The 22,908-nt window shown below is 47.9% G+C and carries 18 protein-coding genes; 2 read left to right on the top strand and 16 right to left on the bottom strand.

The window, feature by feature from the left end; all coding sequences use genetic code 11:
- Positions 1 to 6: 6 nt before the first annotated feature.
- Positions 7 to 129: a hypothetical protein gene (locus RCO25_RS10035; protein ID WP_308996011.1), complete on the bottom strand. Its 123-nt coding sequence runs from the start codon at positions 127 to 129 to the stop codon at positions 7 to 9.
- A gap of 330 nt (positions 130 to 459) precedes the next feature.
- Positions 460 to 612: a hypothetical protein gene (locus RCO25_RS10040; protein WP_308996012.1), complete on the bottom strand. Its 153-nt coding sequence runs from the start codon at positions 610 to 612 to the stop codon at positions 460 to 462.
- A gap of 318 nt (positions 613 to 930) precedes the next feature.
- On the opposite strand from RCO25_RS10040, the gene RCO25_RS10045 reads away from it, so the two are divergent.
- Positions 931 to 2,259 (top strand): FAD-dependent oxidoreductase, encoded by a 1,329-nt coding sequence (locus RCO25_RS10045; protein WP_308996070.1) that lies wholly within the window; start codon positions 931 to 933, stop codon positions 2,257 to 2,259.
- A 204-nt stretch (positions 2,260 to 2,463) separates the two neighbouring features.
- Here RCO25_RS10045 and RCO25_RS10050 read toward each other — a convergent pair whose 3' ends face one another.
- Positions 2,464 to 3,435, bottom strand: a complete 972-nt coding sequence (locus tag RCO25_RS10050; protein WP_308996013.1) for a glycoside hydrolase family 43 protein — start codon at positions 3,433 to 3,435, stop codon at positions 2,464 to 2,466.
- 303 nt (positions 3,436 to 3,738) lie between these two features.
- Between RCO25_RS10050 and RCO25_RS10055 the strand changes: the two genes are divergently transcribed.
- Positions 3,739 to 4,653 (top strand): ArsR/SmtB family transcription factor, encoded by a 915-nt coding sequence (locus tag RCO25_RS10055; RefSeq protein WP_308996014.1) that lies wholly within the window; start codon positions 3,739 to 3,741, stop codon positions 4,651 to 4,653.
- A 408-nt stretch (positions 4,654 to 5,061) separates the two neighbouring features.
- Here RCO25_RS10055 and RCO25_RS10060 read toward each other — a convergent pair whose 3' ends face one another.
- From RCO25_RS10060 to RCO25_RS10120, 13 genes are all read right to left on the bottom strand, one after another.
- A complete protein-coding gene (locus RCO25_RS10060; protein ID WP_308996015.1) occupies positions 5,062 to 6,042 on the bottom strand; it encodes a carbohydrate ABC transporter permease in 981 nt (326 codons plus the stop codon).
- A 5-nt stretch (positions 6,043 to 6,047) separates the two neighbouring features.
- A complete protein-coding gene (locus RCO25_RS10065) occupies positions 6,048 to 6,926 on the bottom strand; it encodes a carbohydrate ABC transporter permease (protein WP_308996016.1) in 879 nt (292 codons plus the stop codon).
- A gap of 2 nt (positions 6,927 to 6,928) precedes the next feature.
- The gene (locus RCO25_RS10070; RefSeq protein ID WP_308996017.1) at positions 6,929 to 9,286 is read right to left on the bottom strand and encodes a DUF5696 domain-containing protein; all 2,358 of its coding nucleotides are present in this window, start codon (positions 9,284 to 9,286) and stop codon (positions 6,929 to 6,931) included.
- Between the two features lie 9 nt (positions 9,287 to 9,295).
- Positions 9,296 to 9,913, bottom strand: a complete 618-nt coding sequence (locus RCO25_RS10075) for a YIP1 family protein (RefSeq protein ID WP_308996018.1) — start codon at positions 9,911 to 9,913, stop codon at positions 9,296 to 9,298.
- Positions 9,897 to 11,396: an NHL repeat-containing protein gene (locus tag RCO25_RS10080; protein WP_308996019.1), complete on the bottom strand. Its 1,500-nt coding sequence runs from the start codon at positions 11,394 to 11,396 to the stop codon at positions 9,897 to 9,899. The genes RCO25_RS10075 and RCO25_RS10080 overlap by 17 nt, the downstream gene beginning before the upstream one ends.
- A gap of 13 nt (positions 11,397 to 11,409) precedes the next feature.
- Positions 11,410 to 12,270 (bottom strand): carbohydrate ABC transporter permease, encoded by an 861-nt coding sequence (locus tag RCO25_RS10085; protein ID WP_308996020.1) that lies wholly within the window; start codon positions 12,268 to 12,270, stop codon positions 11,410 to 11,412.
- Between the two features lie 6 nt (positions 12,271 to 12,276).
- Positions 12,277 to 13,239 (bottom strand): carbohydrate ABC transporter permease, encoded by a 963-nt coding sequence (locus RCO25_RS10090; RefSeq protein WP_308996071.1) that lies wholly within the window; start codon positions 13,237 to 13,239, stop codon positions 12,277 to 12,279.
- Between the two features lie 2 nt (positions 13,240 to 13,241).
- The gene (locus tag RCO25_RS10095) at positions 13,242 to 16,241 is read right to left on the bottom strand and encodes an extracellular solute-binding protein (RefSeq protein WP_308996021.1); all 3,000 of its coding nucleotides are present in this window, start codon (positions 16,239 to 16,241) and stop codon (positions 13,242 to 13,244) included.
- A 167-nt stretch (positions 16,242 to 16,408) separates the two neighbouring features.
- Positions 16,409 to 17,830, bottom strand: a complete 1,422-nt coding sequence (locus RCO25_RS10100; RefSeq protein WP_308996022.1) for an ABC transporter substrate-binding protein — start codon at positions 17,828 to 17,830, stop codon at positions 16,409 to 16,411.
- 799 nt (positions 17,831 to 18,629) lie between these two features.
- Positions 18,630 to 18,875 (bottom strand): glutaredoxin family protein, encoded by a 246-nt coding sequence (locus tag RCO25_RS10105; protein ID WP_308996023.1) that lies wholly within the window; start codon positions 18,873 to 18,875, stop codon positions 18,630 to 18,632.
- An 11-nt stretch (positions 18,876 to 18,886) separates the two neighbouring features.
- Positions 18,887 to 19,507: a nitrite reductase gene (locus RCO25_RS10110; RefSeq protein ID WP_308996024.1), complete on the bottom strand. Its 621-nt coding sequence runs from the start codon at positions 19,505 to 19,507 to the stop codon at positions 18,887 to 18,889.
- 29 nt (positions 19,508 to 19,536) lie between these two features.
- On the bottom strand, positions 19,537 to 20,415 hold the full coding sequence (locus RCO25_RS10115; RefSeq protein ID WP_308996025.1) for a hypothetical protein: 879 nt from the start codon (positions 20,413 to 20,415) through the stop codon (positions 19,537 to 19,539).
- A 31-nt stretch (positions 20,416 to 20,446) separates the two neighbouring features.
- A complete protein-coding gene (locus tag RCO25_RS10120) occupies positions 20,447 to 22,882 on the bottom strand; it encodes a heavy metal translocating P-type ATPase (RefSeq protein ID WP_308996026.1) in 2,436 nt (811 codons plus the stop codon).
- Positions 22,883 to 22,908: the final 26 nt, after the last annotated feature.

Raw genomic sequence — 22,908 nt, forward strand, 5'->3', positions numbered from 1 at the left:
TTCAGCTTATTCATTCGGCTCCAATATACTTACATTTTCTAGTGCGAAGGTAGGTACGTTGAAATAAACGAATAGTAATAAAATCATAAGACATACGAAGTACACCATCCCTTTCTTCACAATCTTCATCAAATTTCCTCCTTTTTTTATATTTCCTAGTAAATAATACAATATTTTATAATTATGATATACGATATAATTTGTAATAATTTTACTTTCATTGTCGAATAGACCAACAAACCTTTTGGATCTTACGTTAATTTTGTAAGCATACTTGTCCATGAAAAGAAAAAATAGGCAAGAAAAGAACAAGGATATATGAAATAGCTGCTTAAAGAATGCCGAATCATTGCGTAAACAGATCCTTCTATTGTGATATAGGCTGAGCGCCACGCCAAGATCGATTACGGCGTTTGATTCACCGGCAAACGATCGGGTGTTCATGATACGAATGAGCAGTTAGTGTATCAGATCTGTATCTCCGTCCGTAGAATCGCTGGTCTGAATAATCTTAAAGAATACGTCCTCGTATCGGTATACGATCAGACGGGTAACTTCCGCCTGATGTTCACTTACCATCTTCATCGGAAGCAGAACTATTGGAAATAGCAATTGAGCAGCTCCTGTAAGAGCTTGATAACATGATCCACGTGGATTATCAAACAACTGACGATTTAGAAATTTAACGTAACCTCCCGATGTGAGGTTGTTACAAATCCGTGTCAAATAATCTGAAAATTTAAATTAATAGGCTGAAAATGCTGCAAAAGCCCTTGTCATCCTATTCAAAAAGGCATATGATAAAAGCAAGAAAAGGTTGTGAATGTTTTCACATAACACCCTAGGTTGTGAAATGTTTCACGTTGTAAAGACAGCTGCCGATGCAGCTTATCCTCTTTACATTTACTATAGGAGGCGTTCAAAATGACAATGAACATCGCAGTTATCGGCTGCACACACGCAGGTACCGCTGCTATCACCCAAATGGCAAAGCTTCACCCAGGCGCTCGCATTACGGTTTATGAACGGAACGACAACATTTCGTTTCTCTCGTGCGGAATCGCCCTTCATGTCGGCGGCATCGTGAAGGATGCGGAACAGCTATTTTATGCAACGCCCGATCAGCTCGCTAAGCTCGGTGTGACGACGAATATGCGCCATGATGTGCTCGCTGTAGATACGGATGCCAAAACCATTCAGGTGCGCAATCTCGTCACGGGCAGCGAATTTACGGACAGCTACGATAAGCTCGTCGTAACGACAGGCTCGTGGCCGATCATCCCGCAAATGGACGGAATCGATCTGGAAAACATCGTGTTATGCAAAAACTACAACCATTCGCAGACCATTATCGAGAAAGCCAAAACAGCGAATCGAATCGCCGTAATCGGTGCCGGTTATATCGGGATTGAACTTGTTGAAGCCTTTGAGCTGTTAGGCAAACAGGTAACCTTAATCGATAACATGGAGCGCATATTGTATAAGTATTTGGACCGGGAGTTTACCGATTTGACGGAGCAAGCGCTTATTGATAAAGGAATCACGATCGCAACCGGGCAAACCGTCACTTCGTTCAAAGGCAGCGAAGGGAAAGTAACGACCGTCATGACAACTGCAGGCGAATATGAAGCGGATCTTGTTGTGCTCTGCATCGGTTTTAGGCCGAATACGGAGCTGCTCAAAGGGCAGGTCGACATGCTGCCAAACGGAGCCATTATCGTCGATGACTACATGAGAACGAGTAAGCCCGATGTATTTGCCGCCGGTGACAGCTGTGCCGTGCATTACAATCCAACGGGTCAAAATGCCTACATTCCGCTTGCAACAAATGCTGTTCGCATGGGAACGCTCGTAGCCAAAAACCTTATTCAGCCCACCGTTAGATATCTCGGCACGCAAGGCACATCGGGAATCAAGATTTACGATTACAACATCGCTTCGACAGGCTTAACGGAAACAGCAGCGATTGCCGCGGGTATGAATGTGAAAAATGTCACAATTATTGATAATTACCGTCCCGAATTTATGCCTACCTATGAACAGGTTACGTTAAAAGTCGTATACGAAGCGGATAGCGGCAGAATTGTCGGTGCGCAGGTGTTATCGAAGGTCGATCTGACACAATCGATCAACACGATCTCGGTATGCATCCAGAACGGCATGACGATGGATGAATTAAGCTACGTCGACTTCTTCTTTCAACCGCATTACAACAAACCATGGAACCTTCTTAATCAAGCCGGATTGCAAGCCGTATAATGTTCGAAGGAGCAGCGATGCAGCTTCACGCACAATCGCTCCTCCTTTTCCCACTGAAATTCTGCGCGAAACTTTCCTAATGAAATATATGTGTTCTTACAAGCTAGCAAATCCCGTTGCTTATTGCATCAAACCTGCCGTAACCATAAGCAGAATTAGCAAAGAGGAGCCACCTTTACCAGGATGGCTCCTCTTTGCTGCCTGCTAAACCGTATCCGCCGGAGGCTTCCCGAAGTCGGGAGTTCCGTCGCTGTTCCATGTAAACACCTTCGCACGTGCGTGACGGTTAGGATCAAACAGCGGATCGCCTTCAATTTCTTTGTAGCTGCGGGCATGGTAAATTAATATATCATGCGCCCCGTCCTCTGACACCGTGAAGCTGTTATGCCCTGGCCCGTATTGACTCGTCTCGGGGCAGCTGGCAAACACGGGCGATTGTGACTTTACCCAGGAAGCAGGATCAAGCAGGTCGCTTGTTTCCATGGCAGTAAGCAAGCCCATCGCGTAATTATGATTCGTCGCGCTGCCGGAATACGTCAAATAGATTTTTCCGTTCCGCTTCAGCACAGCCGCTCCCTCGTTAACCATAAAGCCAATTATTTCCCATTCAAGCTCCGGCTTTGTGATAAGCACCTGCTTGCTTTTGAGCGTCCAAGGGTTGCTCATAGCAGCGATGTACAAATTGGTATTGCCCTGAATGGCAGGATCCTGCTGCGCCCATACTAGATACTGCTCATCATTATGCCTGAAGGTCGTTGCATCCAGCGAAAAGGAATCCCAGTCTGTTATAATCTGGCCTCTCTCCGTCCAGCTTCCTTCAAGCGGATTGGCAGATTCATTCTCAAGAACGTACATACGATGCCGGAAGGGTGCATCTTCTCTTGCCGCAGCGAAATAGATATACCATTTATCATCGATAAAATGCAGCTCCGGCGCCCAAATATGCTTGCTCATCGGTCCTGAATCATGCTGCTCCCATACGACAACCTGAGCTGCGTCACGCAAGCCGGCAATCGTTGCCGACCTGCGCAGCTCGATACGGTCATACTCGGGAACGGATCCCGTAAAATAGTAATATCCGTCCATATGCTTCCAAACCCAAGGATCTGCCCGCTGCTCTACCAATGGATTTCGCAGCTGCATCAGCGACTGTCCGGATGCTTGTGTACTTGTCATTTCTCTCAATCCTCCAGCCTATAATTCGATATGTACGGAACTCGTCAGGTCGTAATCATTAACATATTTGCGAATAGCCGTTCTCTGTTAAATATTATTTGTCAAGAAATCTTTTTACATATACAATAAATGAGTAGATATTACCTAGGTTTAAGTCGATTTTTCATCTAGAAATAGCATACTCAATCGCCATACCGCTGTTGAACTGACGTTAGGTTAATATTTTTATTAACCTCCCCCTCGATATGACCGCCTTGAATTAGAACAATTTCGTTTGTTAAAAACGTGAAGCGGAGTGAAAGCATGAAAATCGATATTTCAGATACTCATTTACCCATCTATGAAGCATTAGCCAGCGATGTCCGGCTTCGAATTATTCAACTGCTTGCCCTGCAGGAAATGAACATCAAGGATCTTGCACAAGCGCTCGAGCTCAGCAGTCCGATCATGACCATGCATGTGAAGAAGCTGGAGAAAGCCGGACTAATCAACTCAGAGATGGTCTCAAGCAGCGGCGGCACCAAAAAAATGTGCAAGCTCATCACTGACAGCATTGAAATTGATTTCCCTTCCAAGAAGCGTCCCGCACTGCGCACCTATCACGAAAACATCGTTTCCATTGGTCATTACACGGACTTTGAAGTGGAGCCGACCTGCGGCCTCGCTACAACCGTCAAAGTAATCGGCATGTTCGACGAGCCTCGCTTTTTCCTTGATCCCGAGCGTATGAATGCCAAAATATTATGGTTCAGCAGCGGCTTTATCGAATATAAGATGGCCAATTTCCTGCTCAAAAGCGAGAAACCTACCGAGCTTGAAATCTCGTTTGAAATCTCGTCTGAGGCGCCTTTTGCCAATGAAAATTGGCCATCCGATATTTCCTTTTACTTAAACGGCACAAAGATCGGCCTATGGACCAGTCCAGGTGACTTCGGCGGGAAACGCGGCAAGTACACGCCTGACTGGTGGTGGGACGAGATTAATCAATATGGGCTGCTCAAGGTGCTGAAAATAACGTCAAACGGTACCTTTATCGATGGCCAGCAAATTTCAGACGTTACCCTAGATGAGGTTAACATCCTCAGCAAGCAATGGAAGTTCCGCATTGCGGTCGAGGAGGATGCCGAAAATGTTGGAGGCGTCACTTTATTCGGCTCCGGCTTCGGCAATTATAATCAAGACATCGTCTTTAAGCTTTATTACGAAAGAAACGAGTAGAACCAGCGGCGCAAGCCGCAAGCTCTTCAGCCTGTAAATCGTAACCGATTGCTTTGGGAGCTCTAACGTAAACCTCTTCCTAGCACTCCATCATATAAAACGGGATTCGTGATGGCTTTCAGCAAGTTTAGCTGGAAAAGCTCCCGTTAATTTTGAAGCAGGTACGTTCTCTGTGAAATTAGATGGAATTTCTCCCGTTAAACTTGTTGTTCTTAGCACTTGGATGTATTTTTGTTAAGATTAACGGGAGTTTTTCCCGTTAAATGCTCCAAAACAACCAATTCCAGAAAATTAACTGGAGTTTTTCCCGTTATATTCGTCACCAACTCCATCACTCCTCAGCTAGAATCAGCTGTTCCGACGAAAGCCTCCTGCATCTCGCATAAGAGCAGGAGCAGCTCGTCTTTTTTATTCCCCTGCGATACCGGAACGCTCGACGCTTTCCACGAAATAACGCTGCGTGAACATGTACAGGATCAGGACTGGCAGGATCGTAAGCATAACCCCCGCCATGACTTGGTTTTGCAGCGTAGGCGCCATGCCGAGCGTGCCTGCGGATACCGAGCTCGATGCCTGCTGGAGATCCAAATTCGCGTTTCCGTTGAAGAAAGCCATATTTTGCGCCAGGTTGAAATATTCCGGTACGAGCAAATACATGTTAGGTTCGAACAAGTCATTCCAGTGCCACACGACCGAGAACAAGAAGACGACCAGCATCGCAGGCTTTGCGAGCGGGAACATGATCATCCAATACGTACGGAACGCGCCTGCGCCGTCGATTCTCGCCGCTTCTTCCAGCACATTCGGGAGCGTCCGATAAAATTGGATGAAGATGAGCACGAACAACGAGCCCTTCAGTCCATGTCCGAGCAGCGCCGGCACCACAAACGGCAAATGCGTGTTTACCCAGCCCAGGTCGAGGAAAAAGGTAAACAGCGGGACTACGATAGTTTGCGGCGGCACAAGGAACGTAAACACCACCATCGCCAGAAACAGCGATTGGCCAGGAAAGCGGTAGCGCGCGAAGCCATAGCCCACGATCGAGCAGCTGATTACCTGCAGGATCCCGCTTCCGAACGAAATAATAACGCTGTTCAGCAAGCCCGGCCAGAAATTGATCTCTTCAAGCGCGATCGAATAATTCGTCAGGCTGAACTGCTTCGGAATCCATTGAATCGTAGCATCCGCCACGTCCTCCGGCCGCATGAGCGACTTCGATACCATATACAGCAGCGGATAGACGAACACAAATGCCAAGCTAAGAATGACTAAATAGTAGAAGAACGTTCCGGCAACGCCTCGTCCGCGCTTCATCCACGTAATCTTCCAGACCGCTTCCGCTTTGCCCTGAAGGTCGGCATATTTTTCGGTCATACCAGGTGAACTCATGCCCACTACCCCCTACCTTCGGTCGCTGACAAGCTTTTGCGGAAAATGAAGAACACGACCGCCAGCACGACCGAAATCACAATAAAGTAAATCCAGCCCATTGCCGAGCCGTAAGCGTAATTATTCGTTTTGAACACGTTGTTCATAATATGGTTCATAATTTGATTGTCCGTTTTGGTGAACGAGTTCACCACGCTGTACAGCGTGTTCACGAACATCATCGGCATAATCATCGGGAAGGTGATTTTCCAGAAGCTCTCCCATTTTGTCGCTCCATCACATTTGGCCGCTTCATATAATGCAGGAGAAATCGTCTGTAAGCCCGCGATGAAAATCAAGATCTGTACGCCGGAATCCCACATGACGAGCGTCAGCGAATCCGCATACTGGAGCAGCGGCTCCAAAATACTTTCCGGTATGAAGGCGTTCAGCTTGCTGAACAGGTCGTATTGGTAAAAAATTGGAAGCTGGGCAGCACCCTGCTCCAGCAGCTCCCGTAGAATCGCGCCCGACGCGATAATGACCGGCAGGAAGAAAATGCCGCGAAATAACGTACGGCCGCGAAATTGGCGATTGAGCAGCAAAGCGCTGAACATCGCAAAAATAAGAATCAGCGGCACCTGCGACAGCATCGTCGTAATCGTGCTTTGCAGCAGCGGAACAAAATCAATGTCCGTCGTGAAGGCAGCCCGGTAATGGGTTAAGCCAGTATAGGAAGCTTTTAGCCCTTCCTTCGTAACCTCTAGATTATTAAGCGAGTAATAGAGAGACTTGCCGAGCGGAATGACCATAAACAGCAAGAAACCGACTATCCAAATGGAAATGAACGAGTAGCCCTCAAAGATGTGACGGCCTCTCATTGAGAGTCCTAATTTTTTGCCCATGTTCATTCCCCTCCGTTCTGCATGAGATAGCCTGCCGCCGGAACAGAAAGTCCGTCTACCGTCGCCGGCTTACCGCCGTAATTGACAATAACCTTCGTCCCGTTTGCATAAGTCGTTCGATATACGTCCGTGCCCAGCTTCTCATGATCGGCAATCGCTTGATTCGAGATTGCTTTATAAATCGGCTCAAGCGCCTTGTATTCCTCGGCAGCATCATCAATCCAGGTCGTATACTGCGAGCTCCAAAGCCGATCCTCCAGCGTTCGCTGCAGCTTAGTCGTCGGCTCGTAGGTCAGCTCCAGACTAGGCAGCGCGCCGTATTCTACCATCCGCAGCAGCTCGTTTTGGGCATCGTTTCGCAAATTAATCGGCTTAGCCGCATAAGGCACTAGTCCGCGCACCGCGATTTGGTAGAAAGGTACGGTCTCGTCATTGTAAATAAAATGGCTGGAATCCAGCGGAATCCCGCTAATGCCGTCTATATGTCCGAGCATGTAGGCAAAGCCGTAATCGACCGATGCTCCGCCTGTCGCTTTGCGGACGTCATCTGCGGCTTTGACCCATACGGATGCCGTTTCGCCGCGATTTGTCAGCGATTTCGAATCAATATCGGAGTAAAGCGTATCTCCCCAGTAGGCGAGATGCACGCCTGAAATGCCCAGCTTCGCATAATCCTTCAGCTCTTTGTTCAAGTGCTTGCTGATGACGCGCTTCGGCTTCATCCAGTAGTAGAGCTTGCTGTCATCATTCCATCTGCTGCCGACAAAATAATCGGTGCTTGGCGCAACCTCCCGGTCCATGCCGCGAATCGCGTCCTTCCCCTTCTTCATGCCGTCACTTTCCGAGAAGGCGCGGGCATAATTGGCTTCCAAATAAAGCGAAACGCCTTTATTAGCCGCGTAAGCTGCCAGTTCCCCCAGCTCCTTCGCCCCGCCCAGCTTCTTCTCTACAGGGAAATGATCTGGTTGATCGCCATATAAGCCGTCATCGGACCATCCTGAAAAGGTAAGCTCTAAATTCGTTATCCCTTTATGCTGGAAAGCATCGATAATTTCGCGCGCTTGCTCGAAGGACGTCATTGAAATGAACGTGCTTCCGAGTACTTCATCCCGCAAAATACCGCCGAGCAGCTTCACCTTCACAGGCACGGTCGTTTGCTCGGCAGGTTTAACCGCCTGCTCGTCTTGCAGGTATTTGCCGTATGCCTGCGCCATGCCGACATAATCAGCCTGCTTATCCTGCAGCAGCACGTAACGCGTTTGCCGATCGCCCTTGATCCAGTTTCCTTGGAAAAACGGAATTTCGCCCGATGTCCCAATAAAGATCACATCGCTCCAGCGGTATACGAATTCCGCAGACGTCCGGTAATACGAGATCGCGCGAATGCCCGACGGCGTACCGTTGATTTTCGCATCGTACTGTCCCTTCGTTACGATTCCGAGCGAGCCGACTTCATTTCGGTAGTTGCCGAAAACAGGCAGCGCCACCGCTTCCTTCGGCGCCAGCTTTTGTCTCCACAGCTGATCGATGTTTTCATGCGACTGCGTGACGTAAGCGGGATCCGCGCCGTAAATCATTTCCGAGTAGCCTGCAAAAAATTGCGGATGCTTCGCGCTGTATTTCATAAGCGCGCCCGAGCCGTCAGGCAGGAAAATCGCGCCTTCCTCCGTATCGGCAGCCGCATTCCAGAACGGCAGCGGCTCAATGCTCACAAACTTTGCTTTACCGGATTCTTTAATCGAGGATTCCGGAATCGTCAGTTCGAAGCCGTTTTTCACCAAGCGGTACTCAATAGCAAACTCAAGCTTTTCCTTTACGAATTGGAAGGTAACCTTAGCCCCGCCATCGATGGTTTCGATCTTAAGCTTGTTTTCCTTTTCCTTCGTTAAGTACGTTTGAACCGTATCAGAGCCCTCCGTGTATTTCACATGAACGGCCGCGTCCATATACTTCTTGTTATTGGGCATCGTCGTACGGGGCAGCTGCGGCGTGCCGAGCCACTCCGTACCGGTTCCTTTATCAACGAGACGAATATTGCCCGTCTTCTCGTCGATGTACATTTTGTAGCCGTCGTTTTCCGCGATCTGCTTCGTCGCCGTGACGGGATACAGCTTCACTTTACCCGCGACAGCAGGTACCGCGGTTTCGGCAGCAGCCTCAGCAGCCGGAGCTTCCTCTGCTGCCGTCGCTTCCGCTGCATCCTCGCCGGATGCAGCATTCGCCCCCGCCTCAGCCGTGCTTCCGCCAGCATCCTCCTCCGCCTGAACCTCGTTAATCCCTTCCGCGGTCCCGATTGGAGGGAATATGCTGACAACGAGCAGCAATGCCGCGATAATAAGCCATTTTCGTTGTTTCCTCATCTCGTCCACCTACCTTCGGAAGTTTATTTCTTTGAACATGTCTACTACAAAGTTAATGAGTTGATTGACTAAGCCGAACATGAGAATGCCGATAAACCAGATGATCAATATGCCGACGATGCTCAGCACCGTGATCCATATCATTTTCATCAACTCGAAATCATGAACGATTCTGACCTTCAGCAGCAGCAGCCAGCATACCCAATAAACGGTGAAATTGATCAGGAACGAATAAATCGAGCTTTCATCCAGCGCCAAAATATTCGTAAGCAGCGTAATCGGGATAATGAAGATCGCATACGGCACCAGCGCGAACGCGCTGCCGACGAATACTTCCTTGAACTTCCCTTCTCCCTCAAGGATGGCGCTGACGCCCCAATTGGACACGGTCCAGGTTAACCAAGGCACAACGAACCAGATCAGCTCATGCACGAACGAAATCTCGTAGGTTTCCCTCGTCTCAAATGCGTAGCCCGTAATTAGAATCGCAATCATTCTCGCCAAATAAGCGAGTGCGACAATGAAGAGCGCTTGCCCCCACTTAATGCGGCCCGGCTCCTGAATGTCATGGTAGAAATCAATCGGGTGCACGAGCACCTGCCGCATCATTTTAAACGTTGCGATCATGGGGCACCCCTCCCTTCATGCCAACCGCTCTAGCGGTATTTCGAGCTGCTAGAATCGCAGCCATCCTTCTCCACAGGAAAGGAATGACATAGCGCAATGCGACGATCAGCACAATGATGGCTAAGCAGATCCATGCAAAATGCTCTCTAATATATTCCTTCCGGTATTCCTTGAACGCGACCGAATAATCGAAGCGCGATCTTGCCAGCTCAAAGTAAGTCATGGCATCCTTATAGTTTTCTGCTTTATAGAGCGATTTGCCGATAGCCAGATAAGCGAGATCGAAGTTTGCATTCAAGTGCAGCACCTCGTTCCACATTCCCTCGGCTTCCTTATAGCGTCCGTCAACGAACAGCCGCGATGCATCATGCACTAGATCAGCAAAGGGAGTCGTACGAAACAGATCGATACGGTTACGTCCTTTATCTACGACATACACCGTGCCGTCCGCCGACTGCGCAAGGCTCGACGGCGTAATAAACAAGCCGTTCTGATCCCCAAGCCCGCCGAACACGAACAAAAAATTGCCCAGCTTATCGTATTGATACACCTTGCTGGATTGCAGATCAAGCGCCGTAATCACGCCGTCCTTGTCGACAGCCAGATCAAGGAACGAAGGAACCTCAAACGGGCCTGCATCGAAACGTCCTCCGTACCTTTTTGGAACTACATTGAGCGTATCGACGCCGACAGGCGACAGCCGCTTCAATTGATTCATTTCCGTTCCGAGCGTTGACGTATAAATAAAGCCTTCCGCATCCTGTACAGCATTGGAGAACTCGAGCGGCTTCACAACCGACAGCTTTGCCTTCTGCTCATCCGTTGCGACAAGCTTCACGAACAAACGGCTCCAGCTAAAACCGACGTGGTTCGCACCGTAAAAGCCCTTGAATTGGCCGTTTGGATCAATTTGAATGAGTCCTTGCGTATTTCCGTCGCTTACGACAAACATATAATTACGCTTGTCGACGAGCAGCTTCGACGGAGAATAGGAGAAGGTCGCTCCGAGCAGCGGGCTTTCCGGCTTGCCGTACTGATTTACGAATTTGCCGTTTGGATCAAAAATCGCGATCCGCTGGTTTTTGGTATCGGCAACATAGACGCTGCCGTCCTGCTTCACATAAACGCCCTTCGGCTCGTTCAGCATGCCGTCTCCTTCGGCGTCGCCGATGATTTTCAGCACCTCGTGATTCGCATCCAAATGCACGACGCGGCTGTTGCCGGTATCAACGACATAAATCGTTCCGTCGTCCGCCAGGAAAACATCCTCGGGTGCGTTAAATGGTCCCGACGACAAGTTAAAACCGTCAATCGAGCTCTCGTACATGTACCCGTTAATCGAGTGAACATCTTCGCCCAGCTTATTCCTCGTATAGCCCTCGTAAGGCGAGGCGGCGAACGTTTGTACCGGTAGAGCTGTAACTAACATCAGTAAAGCGATAGCCGTACTGACAACGAATCGGAATATCGTAACCTGCTTCATCCCGGTTGTCCTCCTACTCTTTCAGACCTGAATGCGCCATCGTTTGCAGCACCAGGCGCTGCGTTACGATAAAGACGATAATCGTCGGCACAATCATCAGTAAACTTGCAGCCGCCAATGTGCCGACACGCGCGACCACACCGTATCCGCCGCTTAATGTCTGGATCGCAAGCGGCAAGGATTTCATATCCTGATCGGTCGTATATACCATCGCCGGATACGGATCATTCCAGGCGGATATAAAGCTGAATAAAGCAAACGTAGCAATGGCCGGCTTCAACATCGGTATTACGACAACCCAGAATACCTTCCATTCGGATGCGCCGTCCATGCGGGCCGCCTCAAGCAGCGCATCCGGAATTTGGCGCAAAAACTGCGTCATCAAAAACATCCCGATCGGAGCGGCCAAATACGGCAATATCATCGCCCAATACGTATTGATCAGGCCGATTTTGCTGATAAGCAGGTATTGCGGAATTTGAACGACCATCGGCGAGAACATGATCGCGAGCACGACCATGTTAAAAATCGCGCTGCGGAACGGCATGTTATGCTTCGCGAGCGGGTAAGCCGCCATCGCCGATACGATAATGCCGAAGCCTACGATGCAGGAGCTGATCAGCAAGCTGTTAAATATAAACCGTGAAAACGGAACGCTCGTCGTACCCGTTATGAGCAATAGATCGCGAAAATTGATTAACGTCGGGTTATTCACGAAAAATCGCGGCGGGAACAGGAACAGCTCGCTTGTCGGTTTAAAGGCGGTAGATACCATGTAAACGAGCGGTGCAAGCATCAAAAGACCGAACAACGTTAGAAATAGATAGAGGAGAAAGCCGCCCCAATCCTTCCTGCCTTTCACTGCGCCAGTCATATCGGTTCAGTCCTTTCCTAGCCATTTGAATATGAGACGGTTCAGTCCGATCATCATGACGAACAGCACGACCGCGATGGCCGCAGCGTAGCCCATCTCAAACTTAATAAAGGCGTAATCGAATAAATGCGTCAAAATCGTATGGCCCGCGTACAGCGGACTCGGCAAGCCGACTAGTTGGACGCTGACATCGAATACGGTCAGCGAGCTTACGACCTGGAGCACCGCGCCGAACAGCAGCTGCGGCTTAACCGACGGTACCGTAATATAAATGAGCTGCTGCCATCTATATTTGATGCCGTCAATCTCCCCTGCCTCATACAAATCCTTCGGTACGTTTTGAAGGCCGGCAAGGAAGGCCAAGAAGCCTACGCCCATCGACATCCACAAGGAAACGATAATGATAACGGGAACGATCGAGTTAATGTTTTGCAAAAATAAATACGGCTCGTCGATAATGCCCAGCTTCGATGCAAAATAGTTGAGCAAGCCCTTGCGGTCGCCCGCAAACAGATAGAGCCATACGACCGACATCGCTGTTGCGCTCGTTATCGACGGCGTGTAGTAACAAAGCGTATAGAAAAATCGGTATTTTTGCGGAATTTGGCTGATGAGCCAAGCCAGCAGAAACGCCATGACATAGCCGACCGGCCCTGTAATGAACGCGAATTTCAATGTAATGCCAATCGCTTTGAGAAAGATATCGTCATCGACGAACAAAAGCCTGTAATTGGAGAGGCCGATAAATCTCGGCGCCTCCAATATGTTGTAATACGTAAAGCTTAGAACGACCGATGTGACGACCGGAACGATCGTAAACAGCGTGAACAGAATGAGAAATGGAGCGAGAAACAGGTACGAGACCTTGTTTCTCTTCATTTCCTGCCACAGCAAGGACATTTTGCCCGGTTTGCGGAGGCGCTCCGCTTTTGGAGTGTCCACGATTACCGCCGCCGGCTCTGTGTTCATTTTCACGGACTATCGCCTCCTTTTGAAGCTGCCTGATCGGCGGATTCATCGTTTAAGCCAAATTCCTCGCGCTTTTTGCGCAATTCCTTATCGATTTCCTTAACGCCTTCCTCCACCGCTTCACGCGGTATTTTGCCGTTCAATACAATTTGATTCCATATATTCGCGATATGCCTTGTCGTGTAGTAACCGCCGATAACGACCTCGCGCTCCTTGAACCATTCCCACTGCTCAAGGATGGCCTCGATATCGGAGGACTGCCAAGGCATACGCTGCAGCGCTTCGATATTGGCCGTATTCCATCTCGCCTCTACGCCAAGCAGCGCTTCCAGCTCAGAGCCGAATCTTTCCTGCGTATCCGCACTCGTCCACCATTTCAGGAATTCCCATGATTGTTCCTTCATGTCCGTGTCTTTGAAGATCATGCCCGTTTGCGCTAGGCCCCCGGTGGAACGGTTAATCTGTCCGTCCTCCTGCTGAATGCCCGGCATCGGCTTCATCCCCCACCAGCCCGTTAGCTCCGGCGCTGCCGTCGACAGCAGTACATAGGTTGAGTAATCAGCTACCCCTATCGGCATTTCGCCGGAACGGAAGCGGTTATAGAAGTCGGCTTGCTTCGAGATTTTAAAGTTCGTGAACAGCCCCGTCCACAGCTTGAACGCCTCCATCGCCTCCGGTGAATCAAGGTTTGAGAATTTACCGCCTTCACGGTAGAACTCGCTGTTCTGCTGGAATAGGAACGGCGCGAATTCATTGATTGCAAGCGCCGGATTATTCGGTGCATGCGGGTAGAAGAAGTCCATCCCGTTTTGCTGCAAAATAGGGATAAGATCCATCACTTCCTGCCAGGTGTCCGGAATTTCTTCCTCCTTTATGCCCAGCTGCTGCATAATATCCTTGCGATAGAACAGCATGTTGAAGTTTTGATTCTCCGGCAGGGCATAGCTGCCGCCGTCATATTTGTAAGGAATGAGCGCGCCTGGCCTGAAGCGTGCGGCTACCTCGTCGTAATCGGCGTATTCCTCCAGGTTAACCAGCCCGTTCCGGACGGCGTAATCGATTGGAATTTCGCCCTCTACGCCAAGCGCAACATCCGGTGCGAGACCGGCCGTGCTCGCAAGCAGAAGCACTTGCATTTGCTGCGCCGGAATCACGTTCACGTTTACTTTAATGCCCGTCTCCGTCGTGAAATCCTCGTCAATCATCTGCTTGATGATATCGACCCAATCACGGCCTCTGGCTACCCATACGTCGAGCACCTGCTCGTCTTCATAGACATTGCCGATACCGCCGTAATTTTTCGTAAAGGAGCTCGTAAAGTCGTACAGCATCGTCCCCGTTCTAGCCACCCATCCGGCAGCAGGCTTCGGCCAAGCCGTATCCGGCGACTTGACGATCAGATAGTCAAGCAGCAGACTTTGCTTGCTCAGCCCATTCACCCATGTGCCAAGGGATGCCTGCAGATCGTTAAACTGCGGCATCCTTCCCGGAATGGTAGTGGTCTCCTCCGCCATGCTGAGAAGAACATCGCGCACCTCATAAAGCGTGCTGACCTCCGAGCTGCCTTCATCTACGCCAAGCGCGTACAGCCCGTTGATCGTTTCATCGATGCTTTTTGCCATGAGCTGCAGACGCGGCACAAGGTTCGTAATATTTTGCTCCAAGCGCCAGTCGCCGTTTGGATCCGGATTCGTCCCGGTTACTTGAATGACCTCGCGTCCGAGGAGAGACATTTTGCGCGTCGTATCCGTAACCGTCTCCAGCATCTGTCCGAGCGCTCCCACCTGAACCTCCATGCGAATCGTATGCTTGCCCTTCTCCAGATAATAGAGATAAGGCTCTTTGCTTTCGCTGTTGCCGCCAAATTTTGAAATTTGGAATTCAGACTTGTAAGGAAAGGAAATTTCATTCATTTCTTTAAAAGGCAGCTTGCCATCGATGGTTACTGTTCGCTGTGTCGGCATGCCATTTAGAAACCATTGCCCGTAACGGGCGCCAATCTCATACAAGCCGCTCTCCGGTACCTCGACCTCCCACTCTGCCCATTGGCCGCCCGTCCGCCAGCTCGCTCCGCCAAACGTGTTGAGTACGATCGAATCCTTCTTGAACGGCTCCGTTGCCGGCTCCCGGTCCTCGATACGTTTAAGCGTTGGATCAGACTTCAAGGTTGAAAGCTCCGCTTGCACCTTAATAAGCTGTCCGGCGGTCTTCTTGTAGCCCATCTGCTCATAGGTGCTTGCCACCTCTGCATAGGTCGGCACTTGTACCGGCGAGTAAATATCGATCTCCCCGATTGCCGCAGGCTCGCGTACCGCTTGTATGCGGAGCGTATGCTTGCCCTTCGTCAGATAAAAACGGAACGGCTCATACGTTTTTCCTTCCGAATCACGGAATTCCCTGTACTGCCAGCCTGCTGTCTCTTCCCTGCGCGGATTGAATTCATTGTTTTGATTATCGAACCAAGGCTCGCCTGCTTCCTTCCACATCCTCTGGAATTCCAGCTTCTTGGCCTGGTAAAAAGGATATTTCCCGTCAATCTGCACGCTGCGAACAATCGAAGAGCGCTTGCCTTCCATCGCATAGTAGCTCATTCCCATTTGATAGTAACCGTCCTGCGGCACCTCAAAGGCATAATCCGCCCAGCCATCCTCATCGATTAGCGCCAACGCTTGGCCGGCTCGATCGCCAAGGCCCGTTTCGATTCGCGTTCCCGATTCGCTGATCGCCAAATATTCCGTTGAAGACAGCGTCACGCTGAAATCCTTCGTATCCCCTGCGCCCTGCTCGTTCCAGCTGTCCGCATATTTATTAAAAGACGGCTCCAGCTTGCTGCTGGCGTCTTCACCTTCCAAAATTGAAGATTCATCGATTCCCGCATCCAGCGCAATTCCAGCCATTGCATCATCGTTGTAGCCCCTCGAATTATTCCACCACAAAAAGAAGCAGATCAATGCGGCAATGACAACCAATGTTACCTTATACTTACTTAGCCAACGAATCACCAAGGAGTACCCCCTTGCCATACTAGCGTAAACGGCTGCCGTCATTCTCAGGCGGTTCAGCTATCGTTTCGCGATGAAAGTTATATTTGCGGTTGAGCAGAAATGCCGAATCATCCTCCGTTCGGAAGGATGATCCGGACCTGCAAAAGCATCAATTACTGCAAGAGCTATTGTGCTAGCTCTTTCACCAATTTTTCTTTTTCAGCCTTCAGCTTGTTCTCAATGTTTTCTTGCGTTTGCTGAATCGCTGTTTTGGAATCGATGTTTTTATCAAGCGCAGCGAGTACGCCTTCTACCCATAGCGGCCATGCCAAGCCGTCAAGACGAGTGTAGCGTCTTACCGGAATCAAGCTGGCAAGCTCATTGTAGAACTTATAGTCCTCTTGGTCCCCGAGATATGGATTCGTGTGGTTGATGTACCATTCTTGGCCAGTAATATGCTTGTAGTCCGGTTGAACGGATTGCTCAATCCAAAGCTTCCATGCTGCTTCGGAAGTCGTAATGAATTCCACGAATGCCCATGCCGCGTCTTTGTTACCGCTTTGCGAAGGAATAACGAAGGTCGATCCGCCCATGCCTACGTTCAGGCCGAATGGCATCGTTGTTGCTCTCCATTTGCCCTTTTGATCCGGGAAGTTGATTTCCAGGTCACGCGCGCCGAAAGTTCCCGCTACGTACATTGGGGATTCGCCCTTTTTCACGCGCTGCTTGCCTTTGTCGCTGTAGATACCGTCATGTGGAGCAATTTTCAATTGGTTAACTTGCTTCGAAATATCAAGGAATTTCACGAATTCATCCGTATTCCGTAACCAGTTCATTTCGCTGTCATAGTAACCCAACGAGTCGCCCAGCCAGTGAACCGGTGAATCGCGCCATTCCATCGAATACTTGCCGTTTGCTTTCAAGGTTTGAGCCAGCGTGAAGAAATTGTCCGGGTCTTGAATATATTCGCCAAGCTCAGCTGGATCGGAGGGCAAGCCCAGCTCTTCGAAAATGTCTGCGCGGTAGTAAGTTACAGCCGGCGTAACATCCCACGGCATACCGAGCAATTTGCTGCCATCGATGGATGACCAGCGGTTCCAGTTGTATTCGGACACGAGGCTTTGGTATTTGCCGGCGTCATATTGCGGCTGAAGCAAATCCTCCAGCACGTTTCCTGTGCTGTAACGCGTAAATTGGCCTTGCTCGACAAGCGCCACATCCGGTGCGCCTTTTCCTGCTGCCAAAGTCGTTTGCAGCTTATCATGCAAATCTCCAAACGGTACAAAAATCGTTTTCAGCTTAATGTTTGGATAAACTTCGTTAAATGCCTTTTGAAGCGCTGCATCCTTCTCTTTATTGTCGAGGAACGTCCAGAACGTTACTTCTCCGGAGATGGACGGATCAACGGTCGATTGGGCAACCCCATCCTCAGACGCTGCATTTTCTGCTGCCGGCTCATTCGTTGCGGCTTCTTTATTGCCTTCTGCATTCGCAGGCGTGTTTTCTGTGCCGTTATTGACCGTGTTCGTCCCTGCACCGCTGGAGCAGGCCGTAATGAGCATGATAAGTGCCAACATAAAAATGAAAGTGCTTGCAATCTTTTTCATCTAAAATCCTCCTTCATTTTTTAGAAATAAAGCGTTTACATTCGATCCCTTAAACGATATAGCCATTAGTACCTGACTCGTTTATCGTGTTTGGTTGAATACCTGTGATTAACTAATTCATTAATCATTATTCAGAGCATTGCTTGAAGCAAAAATGGTTCTTATGCCTGTCATGCTGTCATGACTCCCCTTAGTAAGCAGCCGTTTCAATCGCGATTGGGTCATGCAGTCACTTATCGGCAGTACTTCCCATTTGCGATAAAGATAAGCAGTGTCTGGTTTTTCGCCCCCACCTGCTTAATAAATCATTAATTTATTAACCGTAAAGCGCGGTATCGGATTAGAGAACCTAAAATCCCGCATGCTGAATCGGCTTACGCTCACCCCCAAAAGAAATAGTAATTATATTAATCGATTAACAACTTTGTTACACGATTAGTTTAACACGTATTCCTATCTTTTCAAGCCCCCAAATTGCATTTTTCAATATTTTTAGTAAGCGTTTTCTATTCCTGGCCCCTCATACCATCCACAATCCGCGTAACCATTGGGTTTTCCAAATTTACGCTTCGCCCAAAAAACAAAAAAAAATCACCTGTTTCCAGGTGATTAGCATTTATATAAAGGTTTTCGGCCTTTTCTTTATTATTCAGCCTCTATCGTAAACGGAATAATAAATGTTTCATGAACCTTACTTTTAGTAAAAATTTTTGCAACTTTGATCTACATTTGCAAATAAACAAACTTAGCTTGCGAAAAAACAAGCCCACTTCTTCTTCTTAGTGGACTTGTTTTAATCTTAACCTATATTTAGTACCTCGCTTATTTCTTTCAAATTTTCAGTAAACCCAATAAACACTTTGTCTTTAATGACAATGGTCGGGACAATTCGCTTCCCCGTTAATTCCCAGACCTCTTTTGCATAAACTTCATTATTTTCGCAGTTGAATTCAGAAAAGGAAATATTGTTTTCATTGAAGTACCGTTTTGCAAAGGTGCAATCACTACACGTTGGTATCGTATAGATGCGCAATTGATCATTCATAGGTATCTCTCCTAGCCAGCAATTTGCTTTATCTGATCAAGCGTTATTCGATCGACGAATTTGCTGAATTTTTCTTTTCCTTTTGCATTTTCTTTATAGAAATCAATAATGGCCGTTATGACCGGCACCAACTTCTCTTCCGTTAATCCAGATAGAAGCAGTTTGGCTATAACCGTTTTTAAGCCCTTCGGTTCTCCTCCGACGAATATGTCGAATGTATTGCGCATTTTTACGACACTAATATCTTTGAGAAGCGGCTCGCTTGTGCCAAGTGCGCAGCCGGCATAACCTATTTTAATTGGAGTGGGCGTCTCAATGCCAGCAATGGCTTGGTTTAATTTTATCGCCGTCTCCAATCCTGCTTCTTCCGCCCCTCTGCAAAAATTGCAAGCTATTAAACTTTTGGTTGTATAACCTGACGGATAAACCTCAAGACCGATAAGCTTAAGTTCCTCTTCAATGGCCTCGCGTCTATCGAGCGGAATCTCTGCGTATAGTTGTTTAAATGGTGTCATTTCAATTTTTGCTTCCTCACCAACAACGTTGCCGATCTTTATTAGCTGATCCGGCGTAAATATGCTTCCGCCAATCTGTATTTTAGGAGTAATCGCGATCTTCATTTTCTCTCCCATGGCCTATCTCCCTTACTGATTTTTAGAATTTACTTCACATCAACCACAAAAGGAACAGTTATGATTTCACCGTTGTGTTGAAATTGGCCCCATATCTTATAAGTTCCGCTTTGAGGGAATGTGGTTGCAAACTCTGCAACCGGCCCCGACGCTTTTTCATCGAGGGGATGCACGTGGAGATAGCTCTCTGCATCAGCCGACAATATGACGACATGTCCTACTGCTCCCAGGTAAGGTTCTAAATTATTAATTCCTTCCTTCGTCTTAGCATCACGAATATTATACGAAAGGGTTATATCTTCTTTCGGTTTCACTCCACTCAAAGTAAGCTCTATCTCTTTACCATTAACTTCTTTGATAAAACTCGAGTCGGCTATTATGTCAGTATGCTCCCCCTCCTCGCCTTCTACTTCTACCCATTCGCTAAGCGTCTCATTCGATCCTCCGGAAGGGATGAAATCTGCAAATACCTTATATTCACCACCCGCAGGAAAAGTAGTTTCTATAATAAACTCTCCTTCTCCTTGGAATTCTGGATGGATATGATTAAAGAACGACAAATCGTGATTAACAATAATTAAATGAAGCAACTTTTCATGATTGATCTCAAAATTATTTACAGGTTCACCATCTTTTTCAGTGATTTTGATCGTTAATTCCGTTACTTCCTCGGCCTTAGCACCGCCTTTTTCAAAAGTAAAGGCCGCTTGAATGTCATTATTGGACAACTTTTGATCAGCAACATGCCCGCTGTGATCTTCATCTTCTCCCTTATTATCTGTATTTTTTTTCTCGCCGTGGCCCTCATGTCCGGCTGCGTGATTATTTTCTACTGAAGCATTACCGCATGCGGCTAATAAACTTAGAGTAATTAACATTGAGACAAGTAGTATCAACCTATTCCTCATGATAGAACTCTCCAATCATTTTTCGATAGATTTAATGTCGAACTTTGACACGCTGCAGCCTAAGTGCATTAAGAACGACGGAAACGGAGCTTAAAGCCATCGCAGCGCCAGCTACCCATGGCGCTAACAGACCAATTGCAGCAATGGGTATTCCGAGTGTATTGTAACCAAGTGCCCAAAATAAATTTTGCTTTATATTGCTCATCGTCTTACGACTCATGTAAATAGCATCCGGAATGCTTGAAAGATCACCGCGCATCAGAGTTACATCGGCTGCTTCCATAGCCACATCTGTACCCGTACCGATTGCCATTCCTACATCTGCAGTTGCAAGTGCTGGTGCATCATTAATGCCGTCACCGACCATTGCTACCTTTTTCCCTTGAGCTTGCAGTTTTTTCACTTCTTCTGCTTTTCCTTCTGGCAGAACTTCTGCAAGTACATGATCAATACCAACCTGTTCTGCAATGGCAGTTGCTGTACGTTCGTTGTCGCCAGTGATCATAATGACCTGTATTCCCATTTCCTTCAGTCGGCTGATCGCTGCTTTTGACGTTTCTTTTACTGTATCGGCTACCGCTACTATACCTGCATAACGGTTATTAATCGCAACAAGCATAGCCGTTTTCCCTGTTTCTTCAAGACGTGACATTGTTTCGTAAGCTGGCTTTGCATCCACTCCGAATTTCTCCATTAATCGGCGAGTTCCGATCAATACTTCTTTTCCTTCCACTACAGCTTTAATGCCAAAACCAGGAATCGCTTCGAAAGATTCAGTTCCCGAAAGTGAGATAGCTCTCTCCTGAATGCCCGCAACGATTGCCTCAGCAAGCGGATGCTCCGAGTTTTTTTCTGCTGCACCGACTAGTCTTAGAAAATCTGTTTCATTCTCATCTGTCAAAACATCTGTCAATTCCGGTTTTCCTTTGGTCACTGTTCCTGTTTTATCCAAAATAATGGTGTCAATCTTATGGGTCTGTTCCAGATGTTCTCCGCCTTTAAACAAGACGCCTAACTCGGCTGCACGGCCGGATCCTGCCATGATCGAGGTCGGAGTGGCCAGACCTAATGCACACGGGCAAGCAATGACCAAAATCGCAATTGCTTTTTCCAAAGCTTCTGCAAAATTACCTGGGGTTACAAAGAAGAACCAGACTAAGAAAGCAACGACTGCTATTCCAACAACAATCGGTACAAAAATTCCCGAAATGACATCCGCTACCCGTTGAATTGGTGCTTTTGATCCTTGAGCTTCTTCCACGACTTTAATGATTTGTGCTAGAGCCGTTTCCTTTCCGACTTTTTTTGCTTGAATTCGGAGAATTCCGTTTTTATTGATCGTCGCTCCGATGACACCATCACCGGATTTTTTATCGACTGGAATACTTTCACCGGTTAGCATGGATTCGTCTACGGAGGAAGATCCCTCCATTACTTCCCCGTCTACAGGAATTTTCTCGCCTGGTTTTACAAGCACAATGTCTCCTACGATGACTTCATCCACTGGAATGGAGAGTTCTTGACCTTCGCGGACAACCAAAGCTGTCTTTGCTTGAAGTCCCATCAAAGATTTAATGGCCTCTGATGTCCTCCCTTTAGCAAGTGATTCGAACAACTTACCCATAATAACGAGTGTAATAAGCACAGCACTCGTCTCATAATACAAGGACGGTCCATGATGCGCGGAGGCGCCGCTTGAAAACCAATCGATAGTGAGATACAAGCTGTAAAAATAAGCAGCAGATGTTCCAAGTGATACCAGCACATCCATGTTGGCGCTACCGTTTCGCAGTGCTTTATATGCACCCACATAAAACTGCTTACCAACATAAAATTGAACCGGAGTGGCCAAGATGAACTGAAACCAGGGGTTCATAAAAATTTCAGGGACGTAAATCCACGAGGTGAATGTAAAATGACCAACCATGCTCCATAAGAGCGGGAGAGAGAGAATGGCAGATAGAAGTAAAATTCGTTTTTGATGCCGGATTTCTTTCTCACGATGGTCACCCTTATTTTCATTCTCTTGTTTCGTGTTCGCTTTATAACCTAACTGCCTTACCTTACTCTGCATATCAGCGATGGTGATTTCGCCCGGAGAATATTCTACACGCGCTATCTCCATCGCAAAATTGACCGTCGCATTCGTTACGCCTGGAAGTTTGCTGAGCCCCTTCTCAATCCGATTCGCACATGCTGCACAAGTCATGCCTTCAAGCTCGAAATCGACAACTTCCTTTGCTGTGCCGTAACCCAGTTTATTAATGCTTTCTTCCAGCTTAACAATGTTTACTACTTTTGAATCATAAGTAATGCTGGCTTTCTCCAACGCAAAATTTACATTAGCAGATGATACCCCTTCTAGTTTATTTAAACCTTTTTCGATTCGATTTGCGCATGCGGCACACGTCATACCCGTGATTTGAAGGCTAACCTGGCTGCTTTCGTTCGTTGCAGTAGCTTCCACAGTCATTCGCTCCTTTAATTTTGTTG

It is taken from the genome of Paenibacillus sp. LHD-38 (genome assembly GCF_031157315.1).
GTDB lineage: Bacteria > Bacillota > Bacilli > Paenibacillales > Paenibacillaceae > Pristimantibacillus.

What these genes read in the sequence shown, in the direction of transcription:
- RCO25_RS10115 (WP_308996025.1), bottom strand. Translation starts at nt 20,415, where the DNA reads ATGAGGAATAGGTTGATACTACTTGTCTCAATGTTAATTACTCTAAGT.
- RCO25_RS10080 (WP_308996019.1), bottom strand. Translation starts at nt 11,396, where the DNA reads ATGAAGCAGGTTACGATATTCCGATTCGTTGTCAGTACGGCTATCGCT.
- RCO25_RS10090 (WP_308996071.1), bottom strand. Translation starts at nt 13,239, where the DNA reads ATGAACACAGAGCCGGCGGCGGTAATCGTGGACACTCCAAAAGCGGAG.
- RCO25_RS10050 (WP_308996013.1), bottom strand. Translation starts at nt 3,435, where the DNA reads ATGACAAGTACACAAGCATCCGGACAGTCGCTGATGCAGCTGCGAAAT.
- RCO25_RS10075 (WP_308996018.1), bottom strand. Translation starts at nt 9,913, where the DNA reads ATGATCGCAACGTTTAAAATGATGCGGCAGGTGCTCGTGCACCCGATT.
- RCO25_RS10065 (WP_308996016.1), bottom strand. Translation starts at nt 6,926, where the DNA reads ATGGGCAAAAAATTAGGACTCTCAATGAGAGGCCGTCACATCTTTGAG.
- RCO25_RS10055 (WP_308996014.1), top strand. Translation starts at nt 3,739, where the DNA reads ATGAAAATCGATATTTCAGATACTCATTTACCCATCTATGAAGCATTA.
- RCO25_RS10070 (WP_308996017.1), bottom strand. Translation starts at nt 9,286, where the DNA reads ATGAGGAAACAACGAAAATGGCTTATTATCGCGGCATTGCTGCTCGTT.
- RCO25_RS10100 (WP_308996022.1), bottom strand. Translation starts at nt 17,830, where the DNA reads ATGAAAAAGATTGCAAGCACTTTCATTTTTATGTTGGCACTTATCATG.
- RCO25_RS10045 (WP_308996070.1), top strand. Translation starts at nt 931, where the DNA reads ATGAACATCGCAGTTATCGGCTGCACACACGCAGGTACCGCTGCTATC.
- RCO25_RS10105 (WP_308996023.1), bottom strand. Translation starts at nt 18,875, where the DNA reads ATGAATGATCAATTGCGCATCTATACGATACCAACGTGTAGTGATTGC.
- RCO25_RS10085 (WP_308996020.1), bottom strand. Translation starts at nt 12,270, where the DNA reads ATGACTGGCGCAGTGAAAGGCAGGAAGGATTGGGGCGGCTTTCTCCTC.
- RCO25_RS10110 (WP_308996024.1), bottom strand. Translation starts at nt 19,507, where the DNA reads ATGGGAGAGAAAATGAAGATCGCGATTACTCCTAAAATACAGATTGGC.
- RCO25_RS10060 (WP_308996015.1), bottom strand. Translation starts at nt 6,042, where the DNA reads ATGAGTTCACCTGGTATGACCGAAAAATATGCCGACCTTCAGGGCAAA.
- RCO25_RS10035 (WP_308996011.1), bottom strand. Translation starts at nt 129, where the DNA reads ATGAAGATTGTGAAGAAAGGGATGGTGTACTTCGTATGTCTTATGATT.